This window comes from Bradyrhizobium lablabi, from assembly GCF_001440475.1.
Lineage (GTDB): Bacteria > Pseudomonadota > Alphaproteobacteria > Rhizobiales > Xanthobacteraceae > Bradyrhizobium > Bradyrhizobium lablabi.
On sequence record NZ_LLYB01000130.1, the window covers coordinates 1 to 14,017 of the forward strand.

The window sequence follows — 14,017 nt, forward strand, 5'->3', positions numbered from 1 at the left end:
TGAAGCTCGACGAACTGACCGGCTCTTTCGGCCCGGATTGGATCTCGCTGATCGCGTTTTCGGAAGCGGCGATCCGTTCCGACGGCGAAGCCGCGCGCGGCGGCGGCCGCGTACCCGGCTCGAGCGGATGATCGGGCGGCAATTCCGGTGCGATCGCCGTGCGCGGGGCGGCGGCATGAGGCTCGAGGATTTCGCTGATCGCGCGCGGCGGCACCGGCGCAGCAGCCGGCGCGATCGGCTGCACAGCGTGGAAGTCGCGCGGAGCGGCGTCAAAGTGCTCTTGAGGATGTGTTTGCAGCGCCGCCGGATTCGGCAATTCCGGCTTCGTTTGCTGCGCATAGGTCATCAGCGGCGTGGTCGGGCGCGGCAACTCTATTTCGGCCGTTGCAGGCGGAGCGGCGGACGCCGCCGGTGTCGCGCGAGCCCCGCGCAGATCGCCTTCGATCATCGACAGGCGGTCGACCACATGGCCGAGGGTATTGTGAACGGTCTCCAGCGAGTCCTGCGTGCGGCGGTCGGTTTCCGACTGGCTGAAGCGGATGTCGGACAGTTCGCGCTTGACCAGATCGACGATGCCGGTGTCCGCAGGCTGCGATGCGCCGGCGGCATTGCGGTTGGAGTCGGCGAGCGCGACCAGGCTGGCGTGCTGACGTTCGAGCGAACGCAGAATGTCGTGCAGCCCTTCCTCGACCCGTCCGAGGTCGATGGCGGGCGCGGCGGAACGATCGTTGGAGGCTTCCAGGCGCTCCAGGAGATACGCGACGCGCTGTTCGAGATGGGCGAATGCCGACGCATTGTCGTTGCCGACGGGAATGCGGTCGAGGCGTTCGGACAGCGAACGCACGGCATTTTCGAGAAATTCGGAATGCTCGCTGGCGGCCGGCGGCTGCCTGCCTTCCAGCGTCGAGGTCAGCGCAGTCAGGCGCTGCTCGAGAGCACCCCACGCATCGCTGTTGCCGTCAAAGCGGGAGAGCTGATCGACCTTGGCCGACAAGGTGTGCACGTCGTCGGCGAGGCGCGCCAGCGCGTCGTTGGAGGCGACGTTGGAGACGATGCCGCGCAGCGCCGCGATCGCGCTTTCGAGCTGCTGCACCGTCGATGGATCGTCGTTCGAGCGCAGGATCAGATCGAGCTTGGCGCCGAGATTGCGGATCGCCTCGTCGTAGCCGGTGAGCTGCTCGGCCGGCGTCAGCGAGCGCAGCACTTCGCGGATTTCGCCGAGCGCGCGCTCGATGCCGGCCAGCGTCTGGCCGTCGGTGCCGTTCTGCCGGTTGTCGTCGATGCGGCGGGACAGCGAGCGGATTTCGTTCTCGAGCGATTCGATCTCCCGGCGCGGCACCGCCTCGGTGATGGCCTGGCGGATTTCGGCGAGTTCGCTGCGGAACGCCGCAATCGACTGCTCGATATGATCGGGACGCTGCAGCGCCTCGATCTGGCTGGTGATCTTGAGCAGGTGCCGTTCGAGCGAAGAAAAGTCCGGCCCCGCGGGCGCGGCCTGCATCGCCGGCTGCGCAACATGGGGCTGCGCGGAAGCGGCCGGGCCGTTACGCGGCGGTGCCTGGCGCTGGGGCGGGCCGTCGAGCTCGTTCTGGCGTGCGGCGATTTCTGCGATCGCAAAATCCATCGAGGCCGGGCTGAGCGGCGGCGCAGGGCGATAGACCTGGGCGGCGGCACGCTCGACCAGATCGGTCTGGCGCTGCTTTTCCTGCATCTGGACCTGGCGGGCGGGTGCGGGATTCGAAATCTGCGACAGCCGCGCATCGAGGCGCGAAATGGCGTCGTTGAGCTGGCGGGCGACCGTCGGCTCGCCACGGGTGGCTTCGCCGCGCGGCGCGGGCCGCGAAATCTGCTCGATTTGCTTGGTGATGGAGTCGAGCCGCTGGTGAATGTCGGCAACGTCGGGGAGCGGCCGGCCGGCCGGCCGATGATCGGAAGGCGCGCCGAAACTGGGCGGGGCCAGATCGCCGACGGTCGAATTAAGCCAGTCGTTCAGTGTCATGCCGGCGCGGCGCGCAGCCGCCTCGGCCCTTTCGCGGACGGAAGGATCGATGCCGTCAACACTCCACGATACGCGCGAATTCATGCCTTGGTCCGGTTCCGCTACGGCGCCCCCACCAGCGCCTTCAGCCTCCCCGCGCGTCCCAATCGCATTTTCGCGCAGGTTGACTGTGTCGGAACTGACTTTTTCCCGTCACGGTAAATAACGGGTTAAGGAATGGACAGATGGCGCCAAAAGTTACCGGGCGGCCGATCGGCCAGCCCTAACCTTTGTTTTCGCGCTGGTTTTCCTCAAGAGGCACGACGTTGCTCCGCTCCGCGCCGGAAGTGAGAGCCGACAACGCTTCGATCGCCTCTTCGCACCACTCGGCGACGGCGCGCTCGTGGGCGAGGCCGATGCGAAGGCCGAGCAGTTTGCCGACATCGGCCGGCGGCGCCGTGCCCTGGGGAAATCGTTTGTTGAGCAGGCGCTCGTAGCGGGCGAACCTGTCGCGATGATGTTCCAGCCGCGCCATCAGGTCGGTGCGCAGCGGTTCGACGTCGACGCTGTCGAGTGCGTAAAGCCGGACCAAGAGGTCGTCCTTGATCGAAGCCGGAACGCTCGGCCGCGCGGCCCAGTGCCGCAGTGCAGCCCGACCATCCGGCGTCAGCGTATAGACCAGCTTGTTGGGCTTGCCTGATTGCACCACCTCGCGGCCCTGAATATGGCCACGGTCGCGAAGCTTGGTGAGCTCCCGATAAATTTGCTGGTGGTCAGCCTTCCAGAAGAATCCAATGGAGTTGTCGAACGTCTTGGCGAGCTCATAGCCCGTCATCGGACGTTCGGTCAGGCAGGCAAGGATCGCGTCACCCAGCGCCAAGACGCTAGCCTCCGGCTTTCATTCGTGGTTTGACATTATGCATAAAGTTGCATATGCGTCAACGCGCATAAGCTCCGGAGAGGTCATTCCCCGGCGCGCCAGCCCGTCATCGCCCGCACAGGAGACATGATGACCATGAGCGGCCTCGACAAGTGGTACGGCTACATGAAGTCCCATGACACGGCGGCGTTGTGGGATCTCCTGCATCCGGATGCTGTCTTCGAAAGCCCCGTCGTCCACACGCCGCAGCGCGGGCGCGACATCACCTTCAAATATCTGGCGAGCGCCGAGAAAGTCCTCGGCGGCCCCGGCTTCAAATACACCGGCGAATGGCGCAGCGCGAATGGCGCGGTCCTCGAATTCGAAAACGAGATCGAGGGCATCAAAATCAACGGCGTCGACATCATCNACCTTCAGCGATGACGGTAAGATCACGCACTTCAAGGTGATGGTACGTCCGCNTGAAGGGAATCAATCTGCTGCACCGCTTGATGGGGGAGCAACTCGCCAAGCAGTGACAAGAGGCGAGGGAGCAAGGCCGCGACCATGTGCGGCGCCGTTTATGTCGCAACGGCTGCCCGGAGATTTGCCGGCCTGCTCACTCCCTAGGACTACCGGAACGCGATAAGGTCGGGTTCCGGACCGCTACCGACGAATTTCATTTCACACGCCTTCGCCACTCTTTGCCGCTGCCGGGAGAACATCATGCCGATCTATAAAGCCCCCGTGGAAGACGTCACCTTCCTGCTCAACGACGTGTTCCAGATCGATCGTTTCGACAATCTGCCCGGATTTACCGACGCCTCCGCCGATGTGCGCGAGGCCATCATCGGCGAGGCCGCAAAGCTCTCCGAAGAGGTGCTGCAGCCGCTCAACCGCGTCGGCGATCTCGAAGGCTGCAAGCGGCATGACAACGCCTCGGTGACGACGCCGAAGGGTTTCAAGGAAGCGTTCAAGCAGGTCGCCGAGGGCGGCTGGCTCGGTCTGTCGGCGCCGGCAGAGTATGGCGGGCAGGGGCTGCCGGTGACGCTGAGCCAGGTGGTCACCGAATTCCAGAGCGCGGCCAACATGGCGTTCTCGATGTATGGCGGCCTCACCATGGGCGCCACCGCAGCACTGCTGGTGCACGGCGACGCCGAACAGAAGAAGACCTATGTGCCGAAGATGGTGGCGGGCCAGTGGACCGGCACCATGAACCTCACCGAGCCGCAATGCGGCACGGATCTGGGCCTGTTGCGCACCCGCGCGGTGAAGCAGCCCGACGGCAGCTACAAGATCACGGGCACCAAGATCTTCATCTCGGCCGGCGAGCACGACCTTGCCGAAAACATCATCCATCTGGTGCTGGCGCGTATCGAAGGCGCGCCCGCCGGCATCAAGGGCGTCTCGCTGTTCGTGGTGCCGAAAGTCCTCGTCAATGCCGACGGTTCGCTCGGCGCGCGCAACGGCGTGTCCTGCGGCTCGATCGAGCACAAGATGGGCATCCATGGCAATTCCACCTGCGTGATGAACTACGACAACGCGACCGGCTGGCTGATCGGCGAAGAGAACAAGGGCATGCAGGGCATGTTCGTGATGATGAACGAGGCCCGCCTTGGCGTCGCTGTGCAGGGCCTTGCGCAGTCCGAAGTCGCCTATCAGAACGCCGTCAACTACGCGCGCGAGCGCCTGCAGGGCCGCGCGCTGACGGGCGCAAAGGAGGCGGACAAGCCGGCCGACCCGATCATCGTGCATCCGGACGTTCGCCGCGTGCTGCTCACCATCCGCGCCTTCAACGAGGCGGCGCGCGCCATGGTGGTGTGGACGGCGCTGAAGAGCGACGTCGCCCACCGCTCTTCCGATCCGAAGGATCGCGAGGCTGCCGACGACCATATGGGCCTGATGACCCCTGTCATGAAGGGCGTGATGACCGACGTTGGATTTTCCAACGCGGTGCTGGCTCAGCAGATGTATGGCGGCCATGGCTATATCGCCGAGCACGGCATGGAGCAGTTCGTGCGCGATGCCCGCATCGCCATGCTCTATGAAGGCGCCAACGGCATTCAGGCGCTCGACCTCGTCGGCCGCAAATTGCCGCGCAATGGCGGCCGCGCCGCGATGGCGTTCTTTGCCGAAGTCGCAGGCTTCGCCAAGGAGCACGGCGCCAACGAGGCGATGAAGCCGTTCGTGACCCCGCTCTCGGCCGCGCTCGGTCATCTGCAGCAGGCTACCGGCTGGCTGATGCAGAACGCGATGGCCAAGCCCGACAATGCGGGCGCCGCCGCCACCGACTACATGCAATTGTTCGGCCTCGTCGCCTTCGGCTACATGTGGGCGCGGATGGCGAAGGTGGCGCAGGACAAGATTGCCGCCAGCGGCGCCACGCCCTATCTGAGCACCAAGCTGGTGACCGGCCGCTTCTTCATGGAGCGGATGTTGCCGGAAACCCACGTCCATCTTGCGCGCATCCAGACCGGCTGCGCCACCACCATGGAATTGGCGGCGGAAGCGTTCTGATTTTCCGCCGTTTCTTTGCTCCTTCGCCTATAATATTATGATCCTCATACCAGGAGGGCGTCATGCCTGAGGCATATATCTACGATCACGTTCGCACCCCGCGCGGCCGCGGAAAGGCTGATGGCGCGCTCCATGAAGTCACCGCGCTGGCGCTCGCCACCGTGCCGCTGCAGGCGCTGAAGGAGCGCAACAACCTCGGTGAAGACGTCGTCGACGACGTCGTGCTCGGCGTGGTCGATCCGGTCGGTGAAGCCGGATCCGACATCGCGCGCTTCGCGGCGCTGAAGGCGGGTCTCGGCGAGGCTGTTCCCGGTGTGCAGATCAGCCGCTTCTGTGCCTCCGGCCTCGATGCCGTGAATTTCGCCGCCGCCCAGATCATGGCCGGCCAGCATGAACTCGTGATCGGCGGCGGCGCCGAATCGATGAGCCGCGTCGGTATCGGCGCCTCCGGCGGCGCCTGGCCGATGGACCCCTCGATGGCGGTGCCGGCTTATTTCATGCCGCAGGGCGTCTCGGCGGATCTGATCGCGACCAAGTATGGCTTCTCGCGCGATGACGTCGATGCCTATGCGGTGCAGAGCCAGCAGCGTGCGGCAAAGGCCTGGGACGAGGGCCGCTTCAACAAATCGGTGGTGCCGGTGAAGGACGTCAACGGCCTCACCATTCTTGCGAAGGACGAGCATATGCGTCCGACCACGACCATGCAGTCGCTGGCGCAGTTGCAGCCGTCTTTCACCGTGGTCGGACAGATGGGCGGTTTCGATGCGGTGGCGATCCAGTCGCATCCCGAAGTCGAGAAGATCAATTACGTGCATCATGCCGGCAACTCCTCCGGCATCGTCGATGGCGCCGGCGCGGTGCTGCTCGGCAGCAAGGAGGCGGGCGCCAAGCACGGCCTGAAGCCGCGCGCCAAAATCCGCGCCTTTGCCAATATCGGCTCGGAGCCCGCGATGATGCTGACCGGCCCGGTCGACGTCACCGAAAAGCTGTTCGAGCGCTCCGGCATGAAGAAGTCGGACATCGACCTGTTCGAGCTCAACGAGGCCTTTGCTTCGGTCGTGCTGCGCTACATCCAGGCGTTCGACATTGATAACGCGAAGATCAACGTCAATGGCGGCGCGATCGCGCTCGGCCATCCATTGGGGGCCACCGGCGCGATGATCCTCGGCACCGTGCTCGACGAGCTGGAGCGCACCAACAAGGCGACCGCGCTGGTGACGCTGTGCATCGGCGGCGGCATGGGGACCGCAACGATCATCGAACGCGTGTAGCTGTCGTAGGGTGGGTTAGCCGAAGGCGTAACCCACCCTGCCACGGCGAGAGAAGCGGGGGGTTACGCTTTGCTAANACCCTACGAATTCAAGCTTAACCGCCGCGCCTGACATGGCTGCCGGCATCGAGGGAGCACCACATGGCCTTCAAGAATTTCAAAGTTGAAACCGACGCCGACGGCATTGCGCTCGTCACCTGGGACATCCCCGGACGTTCGATGAACGTGCTGGACGAGACCTCGACCACCGAGCTCGAAGAAATCCTGAAGCAGACCACGGCGGATGCCGCGGTGAAGGGCGTCGTCATCACGTCAGCCAAGGAAGCGTTCTGCGCCGGCGCCGACCTGTCCATGCTCGAGGGCATGAACAAGGAATACGCCAAAGTCTTTAAAGAGAAGGGCGAGGTCGCGGCCAACCAGATGCTGTTCGACCAGAGCCGCCGCTTCTCGCTGGTGCTGCGCGGCATCGAAACCTGCGGCAAGCCGTGGGCCGCCGCGATCAACGGGCTGGCGCTCGGCGGCGGCTTTGAGGTGACGCTGTCCTGCCACTACCGCGTGGCGGCTGAAAATCCCAAGACCCGCCTCGGCCTGCCCGAGGTGAAGGTCGGCCTGTTCCCCGGCGCCGGCGGCACCCAGCGCGTGCCGCGCCTGGTGCCGCCGCAGGATGCGATGACCATCCTGCTCAAGGGCGATCCGGTCACCGTCGAGAAGGCCAAGGCGCTCAACCTGATCCACGCCATCGTTCCGGCCGCCGACCTGATCAAGGCGGCCAAGGACTGGATCAAGGGCGGCGGCAAGGCGGTCGCGCCCTGGGACGAAAAGGGCTTCAAGCTGCCCGGCGGCCCGGTGTTCTCCAAGGCCGGCATGATGATGTTCCCGGCCGGCAATGCGATCTACCGCCGCGAGACCTACGACAATTATCCGGCCGCGCGCGCCATCATGAGCTGCGTCTATGAAGGCCTGCAGTTGCCGATCGATGCGGCGCTGCGCGTGGAGTCGCGTTACTTCACGCAGGTGCTGCGTTCGAAGGAAGCTGCTGCGATGATCCGCAGCCTGTTCCTGTCGATGCAGGAATTGAACAAGGGCGCACGGCGTCCGCAGAACGTGCCGGCGAGCAAGATCAAGAAGATCGCCGTGATCGGCGCCGGCTTCATGGGCGCCAGCGTCGGCTACGTCTCGGCCCGCGCCGGCCTCGACGTCGTCCTGATCGACCGCGACCAGGAAAGCGCCGACAAGGGTAAGGCGCATGCCAAGGGCGTCATCGACGGTCTCATCGCCAAGGGCCGCGCCAAGCCGGCCGAGGCCGACGCCATCATGTCGCGCATCACCCCGACCGCCGATTACGCGGCGTTGAAGGATTGCGACCTCGTGATCGAGGCCGTGTTTGAGGACCGCAAGGTCAAGGCGGATACGTTCGCCAAGGCGCAGCAGTACCTCAAGGCCGATGCGGTCTTCGCCTCCAACACCTCGACGCTGCCGATCACTTCGCTCGCCGAAAACTTCAAGGAGCAGGGCAAGTTCGTCGGCATCCATTTCTTCTCGCCGGTCGAGAAGATGATGCTGGTGGAAATCATTCTTGGCAAGAATACCGGTGACGTCGCGCTCGCCGCCGCGCTCGACTATGTCCGCATCATCGGCAAAACGCCGATCGTGGTAAACGATTCCCGCGGCTTCTATGCCAACCGCTGCGTCGGCCGTTACATCGCCGAAGGCAACGAGATGTTCCTCGAAGGCGTGCCGCCGGCGATGATCGAGAACTGCGCCAAGATGGCCGGCATGCCGGTCGGTCCGCTGTCGCTGTCGGATGAAGTCGCCCTCGACCTCGGCCTGAAGGTCATCAAGGCGACGGAAGCCGATCTCGGTCCCAACTCGATCAACCCGGATCAGAAGAAGCTGATGGTGGAGCTGGTCGAGAAGCAGGGCCGCCTGGGGCGCAAGAACAGCAAGGGCTTTTACGACTATCCCGAGAAGGGCAAGGGCCAGAAGAGCCTGTGGCCGGGTCTCTCCGCGCTGCAGCCGAAGCAGCTCGATCCCGATACGATCGACATCGAGGAATTGAAGCAGCGCTTCCTGGTGGTGCAGGCGGTGGAAGCCGCACGCACGGTGGAGGACCACGTCATCACCGATCCGCGCGAGGCCGATGTCGGCTCGATCCTCGGCTTCGGCTTTGCGCCGTTCACCGGCGGCACGCTGTCCTATATCGACTTCATGGGCACGCGTAAGTTCGTCGAGCTCTGCCACAAGCTCGAGGCCAAATTCGGCTCGCGCTTCACCCCGCCGAAGTTGCTGGAAGACATGGCGGCGAGCGGCGAGACCTTCTACGGCCGCTTCCCGCCGAAGAAGGCGGCGGCATAAGCTTGTAGCCCGGATGGAGCGAAGCGAAATCCGGGGCCGCACCCGCCTGTCGACGCATGAGTCCCGGATTGCGCTTCGCTCCATCCGGGCTACGCCCAAACAACAAGGGCCGGATCATCGATCCGGCCCTTTCGCATTCCGCAATCCGTGTGCGCCTTATGCCGCCTTCAGCAGCCCCTCCTTGGTCATCGCTTCCTGCACCTTCGGGCGCGCGGCGACGCGGGCCTTGTAGGCCATCAGGTTCGGCATGGCCGAAAGGTCGAACTTCAGCCGGTCGGTCGCCCACATCAGCATGGTGAAGAGGTAGCCGTCGGCGACGGTGAACTGCTTGCCCATCAGGTAGTCGCGCCCCGTTAGCGCGGTTTCCAGATATTTGAACTTGCTCATGGTGCGGTCTTTGAAGAAAGGCTTGGCCTCCTCGGCGAGTAGCGGCGAGAACATCGGTCCGAGGTTCTTGTGCAGCTCGGTCGTGATGTAGTTCAGCCATTCGAGCAGCTTGTAGCGCTCGTCGGAATCGCGGGGCGGTGCCAGGTTCTTGCCGGCCTTGTCGGCGATCATCTGGACGATGATCGGGCCCTCGGTGACCAGTTCGCCCGAATCGAGCGCCAGCGCCGGGACCTGGCCCTTCGGGTTGACCGTCAAAAAGTCGTCACCGTTCTCCAGCTTTTTGGCGCGCAGGTCGACCTTGACCAGATCATAGGGCAGACCGGCCTCGAGAAGCGCGATATGGGGGGATAGCGAGCAGGCGCCCGGGGAATAATACAATTTCATGGGGTTTTCCTTCCCTCGACATTATTGGCGGACTGACTAAATGCATCTGCATGAAATAGTCAAGATTGATGCACCTGCATTTAGTGCGGTACACTGACAAGTGACAGATACGGACCGGACCATGAAACGCAAACCATCGACCGAGGCGACCGCCGCCTGGATCCGCCTGATGCGGGTGCAGAGCCGGGTGCTCGATGCCGTGGAGCAGGATTTGAAGAAAGCGGGCTTTCCGCCGCTGGCCTGGTATGACGCGCTATTGGAACTGTCGCGCGCGCCGTCCGGCGAGATGCGCCCGGTGGAACTGGAAAAGCAGATGCTGATCCCGCAATATTCCACCTCGCGGCTGATCGACCGCCTGGTCGACGAGGGCCTGGCGGCGCGGCGCGAATGCAAGATCGACAAACGCGGCCAGTTCGTGGAGATCACCGAAGCCGGGCGCGAGTTGCAGAAGAAAATGTGGAGCGCCTATTCGGCGGCGATCGAAAAGCACGTCGGCTCCAAATTGTCCGATGCCGACGCCTTGAAGCTGTGCGGCCTGCTCGACCGGCTGGGCTGCTCCTGCTCCGACGTCAAGGCGGCGGCCGCCCGCGACGGCGTGCCGGCGCGATGACGTCTTTGATACGTTTCGTTGGTGCGGACGAAGCCGTCCGCATCCCCTCAGCTACACGGCGCGTTCGGTCGAATCGCCAGATATCCGGATTTTTTCATGGCGCGTGACCAGATCGATATGACGCCGCTGCAATCCCGTGACGAACTCGTCGCGTGGTTCGAGGCCGGCAGCAAGCCGCCGTCCGAGTTCCGCATCGGTACCGAGCACGAGAAGACGCCGTTCACGCTGGAGGGGCGTCAGCCCGTGCCGTATGAAGGCGCGCGCGGCATCGGCGCGCTGCTCGAAGGTATGCAGCTCCTGCTCGGCTGGGAGCCGATCATGGAGCGCGGCAACATCATCGGTCTCTATGATGTTACCGGCGGCGGCGCGATCTCGCTGGAGCCGGGCGGACAGTTCGAATTGTCAGGCGCGCCGGTCGAGACCGTGCACCAGACCCAGTCCGAGCTGATGGCGCATCTGGCGCAGGTTCGCGAGATCGCAACGCCCCTGGGGATCGGCTTTCTCGGGCTCGGCATGACGCCGTCCTGGTCGCGGTCGCAGATCCCGGTGATGCCCAAGGGCCGCTACAAGATCATGACCAACTACATGCCGAAGGTTGGTCAGTACGGCATCGACATGATGTACCGGACCTGCACGGTGCAGACCAATCTCGACTTCTCCTCCGAAGCCGACATGGTCAAGAAGCTGCGCGTGTCGCTTGCGTTGCAGCCGGTAGCGACCGCCTTGTTCGCCAATTCGCCGTTCACGGAAGGCAAGCCCAACGGCTACCTGTCGTTCCGCTCCGAGATCTGGCGCGACACGGATAACGCGCGCTCGGGCATGTTGCCGTGGGTGTTCGAGGACGGCATGGGGTTCGAGCGCTGGGTCGACTACGCCCTCGACGTGCCCATGTACTTCGTCAAGCGCGGCGACACCTATATCGACGTCGCCGGCTCGTCGTTCCGCGCCTTCTTCGAGGGCCGCAACAACTCGCTGCCCGGCGAGCGTCCGACCTTGTCGGACTGGGCCAACCATCTGTCGACGATTTTCCCGGAAGTCCGCCTCAAGCGTTATCTGGAAATGCGCGGCGCCGACGGCGTGCCGTGGGACCGGCTGCCGGCCTTGCCGGCGTTCTGGGTCGGCCTGCTGTACGACAATCAGAGCCTGGATGCGGCCTGGGATCTGGTCAGCCACTGGACCGCGCAGGAGCGTCAGGCGTTGCGCGACGACGTGCCGCGCTTCGGCTTCAAGGCCCGGATCAAGGATCGCTATTTGTTCGAGATCGCCCGCGACTGCCTGAAGCTCTCGCATGCGGGCCTGCGGCGGCGCAACCACGTCGATCATTCCGGCCGCGACGAGAGCCGTTACCTCGAACCCCTGGAGCGGATTCTCGATTCGGGCCGCACGCCGGCGGAAGAGATGCTGGACAAATTCAACGGCCCCTGGGGCGGTTCCGTCGAGCCCGTCTATCAGGAGTACGCGTTCTGATCGAACGGGTTGCCTGGCATTTGGGCCGTTCAGTTATCTGGGGATAGACGGCCGGCATTACGCCGGTCGTTTTGCTTCAGGCGACGACGTCGACGCCCGAGGGCGTGCCCTGAAGGCGCTGTAGCAGCTCAAGGGTGCGCGTAAGCGTTTCGGCGTTGTGCGTATCGCCGCGCGACTGCGCGCCGGCGATGCCGGCCTGCAACGTCGCAAGGAAGTCCATCGGCGTGTTGCGTGCGCTGTCGAGCTGGGCTGCGGAAGGCGTGCCGCCGCCGGCCCACGCCAGCGCGGTCGGGATCATGCCGACCAGGCTGCTCGAATCGTCGAAGGACATCCTGCCGCTGCGAATGAGGCCGTTCATGGTGTCCTGCATTTGCGCTGGCGACATGTTGGCGAAGTCGTAGGTGCTGACACGGCCGGCGGCCTGGTCCGCCGTGCCGGCGCTCGAGTTCGAAGTGCTCGAGGCGGGCGCGGTGCTGATGCGTTGAGCGACGTAGGGTGAATAGAAGGCGGTGCTGTTAACTTGCATGAAGATCTCACGGGCGTAGTGCAACAGCCTGCCAAGCAAGCCTCGCGCCAAGCGGGAATGCGCGGTTTTCAGCTACCTTACGGTCGATATCGGTAGCATCGAGCCGGCAAAGATTTCCGCGGGCGGGAAAGGTTTGCCGGGGTTGCGACGCATCCTCGGTTCGGGCCGCACGCCGGCGGAAGAGATGCTGGACAAAATTTAACGGCGCCTGGGGCGGTTCCGTCGAGCCCATCTATCAGGAATACGCGTTCTGATTGAATGGGTTGCCTCACTTTTGGGCCGTTCATCCGCCGTACAGGTTGATGGCGCTCAAATGGCACCTGGATCAAACAGGCAGGGCGTGATGACGATCTGAGGCAAGTCATCCCGTTCGGAAAACGCGTATTCGAAAGCTATCGCAGATGTGGACTGTTCGCCGGCTCAGGGCGTGTGTGGTGACGCTCGCCTTCTTGGCAGCGGCCCTGTCCGCGCGCCCGGCGCTGGCGCAGGCCAATTTCGACCGGCCCGGCGGCGACTACCTCAGCGCACCCGTGATCTCAGGCGATCCGGCGGAATGCGCGCTGGTCTGCGAGCGCGACAAGCGCTGCCGCGCCTGGAGCTTCAACTATCCGACCGATCTCGCCAATCGCGCGGTGTGCTGGCTCAAGAGCAACGTGCCGGCGCGGATACAGAGTGAGTGCTGCGTCTCCGGCGTGCGCGGCGCCGGCGTGGTCGAACGGCGCAACGAGACAAGCGAAACCTCGATCGACCGCTTCGGCGGCGACTACAAGAGCTTCGACCTCAAGAGCAGCGACGGCGGCGACGACGCCTGCAAGGCCGCCTGCGCCGCTGACAACAAATGCCGCGCCTGGACCTATGCGCGGCCAGGCTATGCCGGCAAGGAAGCGCACTGCTTCCTGAAGAAGGACATCAAGCCGCCGCGAAGGAAGGCGGGGTTCACGTCGGGCGTGGTGCGGTAGCGGCCGCCGCAGTCTCGTAGGGTGGGCAAAGGCGCACTTGCGCCGTGCCCACCAAACCCTCCAACGGTTGCACAAAGTCGCAGGAGGGTGGGCTCGCTTCGCTGAGCCCACCCTACGAATCCTCCTCCGCCGGCAACACCGTGATCTCCGGCCACGCTGCCTTCCACCGCTCCGCCTTTGCCGTGTAACTCGCCGCGGAGAAATTCGGTCCCGGATTCGGCCGCACGATCAGGGCGGCGACATCGTCAAATCCATTCGGCGCATAGACGTCGTAGCCATCCTGCACGCGCCGAATTCCGATCTGGGTGTTCTTGGTCAGAAACCGATCGATGCCCTCGGTCGAACAGCGCAGCTCCGGATAGGGCAGGCCGTGTTTCTCGGAATACCAGAGATGAACGCGCGCCTGGTTGCGCGCCTCGACCGCGATGCCGTGTTCGGTGAAGCGCTCGGCCAGCTTGCGAATGACCGCATCTTCCGCTTCCCACGACGTGTCGGGATCGAAGTAGAACACGTCGTAATCATTGATGCCGTAATCGACCGCGCGCCTGGTCAGCACGTTCCACGCGGTCTGCACAAGGCAGCCGGAAACCAGCCAGGCGTCGGGCAGTGCCAGCCGGAACAGTTCGTCGCTAATGATATCGTTGGCGGGATTTTTTAGGGCGGTTGAGAGGAACTCGTCTCGGTCCATGAGGAGGCGCCGTAGGG

The 14,017-nt window shown here is 64.2% G+C and carries 11 protein-coding genes and 1 pseudogene; 7 read left to right on the plus strand and 5 right to left on the minus strand.

Going from position 1 to position 14,017, the window contains the following annotated elements:
• Positions 1-2,083, minus strand: a pseudogene (locus tag CQ14_RS38535) (hypothetical protein); the annotation flags it as partial.
• Positions 2,084-2,261: 178 nt separating this feature from the next.
• Complete coding sequence (locus CQ14_RS38540; protein WP_057862970.1) at positions 2,262-2,858, minus strand: PadR family transcriptional regulator; 597 nt, start codon at positions 2,856-2,858, stop codon at positions 2,262-2,264.
• 129 nt (positions 2,859-2,987) lie between these two features.
• On the opposite strand from CQ14_RS38540, the gene CQ14_RS38545 reads away from it, so the two are divergent.
• The 4 genes from CQ14_RS38545 to CQ14_RS38560 all read left to right on the plus strand — a co-directional run.
• Positions 2,988-3,266: nuclear transport factor 2-like protein (locus CQ14_RS38545; protein ID WP_245320869.1), on the plus strand; the 279-nt coding region annotated here is incomplete at its 3' end.
• A 297-nt stretch (positions 3,267-3,563) separates the two neighbouring features.
• Positions 3,564-5,354 (plus strand): acyl-CoA dehydrogenase C-terminal domain-containing protein, encoded by a 1,791-nt coding sequence (locus CQ14_RS38550; protein WP_057862971.1) that lies wholly within the window; start codon positions 3,564-3,566, stop codon positions 5,352-5,354.
• Positions 5,355-5,416: 62 nt separating this feature from the next.
• Positions 5,417-6,625 (plus strand): acetyl-CoA C-acetyltransferase, encoded by a 1,209-nt coding sequence (locus tag CQ14_RS38555; RefSeq protein ID WP_057862972.1) that lies wholly within the window; start codon positions 5,417-5,419, stop codon positions 6,623-6,625.
• 140 nt (positions 6,626-6,765) lie between these two features.
• The gene (locus CQ14_RS38560) at positions 6,766-8,979 is read left to right on the plus strand and encodes an FAD-dependent oxidoreductase (RefSeq protein ID WP_057862973.1); all 2,214 of its coding nucleotides are present in this window, start codon (positions 6,766-6,768) and stop codon (positions 8,977-8,979) included.
• 156 nt (positions 8,980-9,135) lie between these two features.
• Here the strand turns inward: CQ14_RS38560 and gstA are convergent, their stop codons facing one another.
• Positions 9,136-9,750 (minus strand): glutathione transferase GstA, encoded by a 615-nt coding sequence (gene gstA, locus CQ14_RS38565; RefSeq protein ID WP_057862974.1) that lies wholly within the window; start codon positions 9,748-9,750, stop codon positions 9,136-9,138.
• Between the two features lie 121 nt (positions 9,751-9,871).
• Here gstA and CQ14_RS38570 point away from each other — a divergent pair, with 121 nt between their 5' ends.
• Positions 9,872-10,360 (plus strand): MarR family winged helix-turn-helix transcriptional regulator, encoded by a 489-nt coding sequence (locus CQ14_RS38570; protein ID WP_057862975.1) that lies wholly within the window; start codon positions 9,872-9,874, stop codon positions 10,358-10,360.
• A gap of 96 nt (positions 10,361-10,456) precedes the next feature.
• Positions 10,457-11,827 carry a glutamate--cysteine ligase gene (locus CQ14_RS38575; protein WP_057862976.1) on the plus strand — a complete coding sequence of 457 codons (1,371 nt, stop codon included), beginning with the start codon at positions 10,457-10,459 and terminating at the stop codon, positions 11,825-11,827.
• Positions 11,828-11,903: 76 nt separating this feature from the next.
• Here the strand turns inward: CQ14_RS38575 and CQ14_RS38580 are convergent, their stop codons facing one another.
• Entirely contained in the window at positions 11,904-12,353 is a 450-nt protein-coding gene (locus tag CQ14_RS38580; RefSeq protein ID WP_063800483.1) for a hypothetical protein, read from the minus strand.
• Between the two features lie 401 nt (positions 12,354-12,754).
• Here CQ14_RS38580 and CQ14_RS38585 point away from each other — a divergent pair, with 401 nt between their 5' ends.
• Complete coding sequence (locus tag CQ14_RS38585) at positions 12,755-13,312, plus strand: PAN domain-containing protein (RefSeq protein ID WP_057862978.1); 558 nt, start codon at positions 12,755-12,757, stop codon at positions 13,310-13,312.
• Positions 13,313-13,424: 112 nt separating this feature from the next.
• Here the strand turns inward: CQ14_RS38585 and CQ14_RS38590 are convergent, their stop codons facing one another.
• Entirely contained in the window at positions 13,425-14,000 is a 576-nt protein-coding gene (locus CQ14_RS38590; RefSeq protein ID WP_057862979.1) for a nucleotidyltransferase family protein, read from the minus strand.
• Positions 14,001-14,017: the final 17 nt, after the last annotated feature.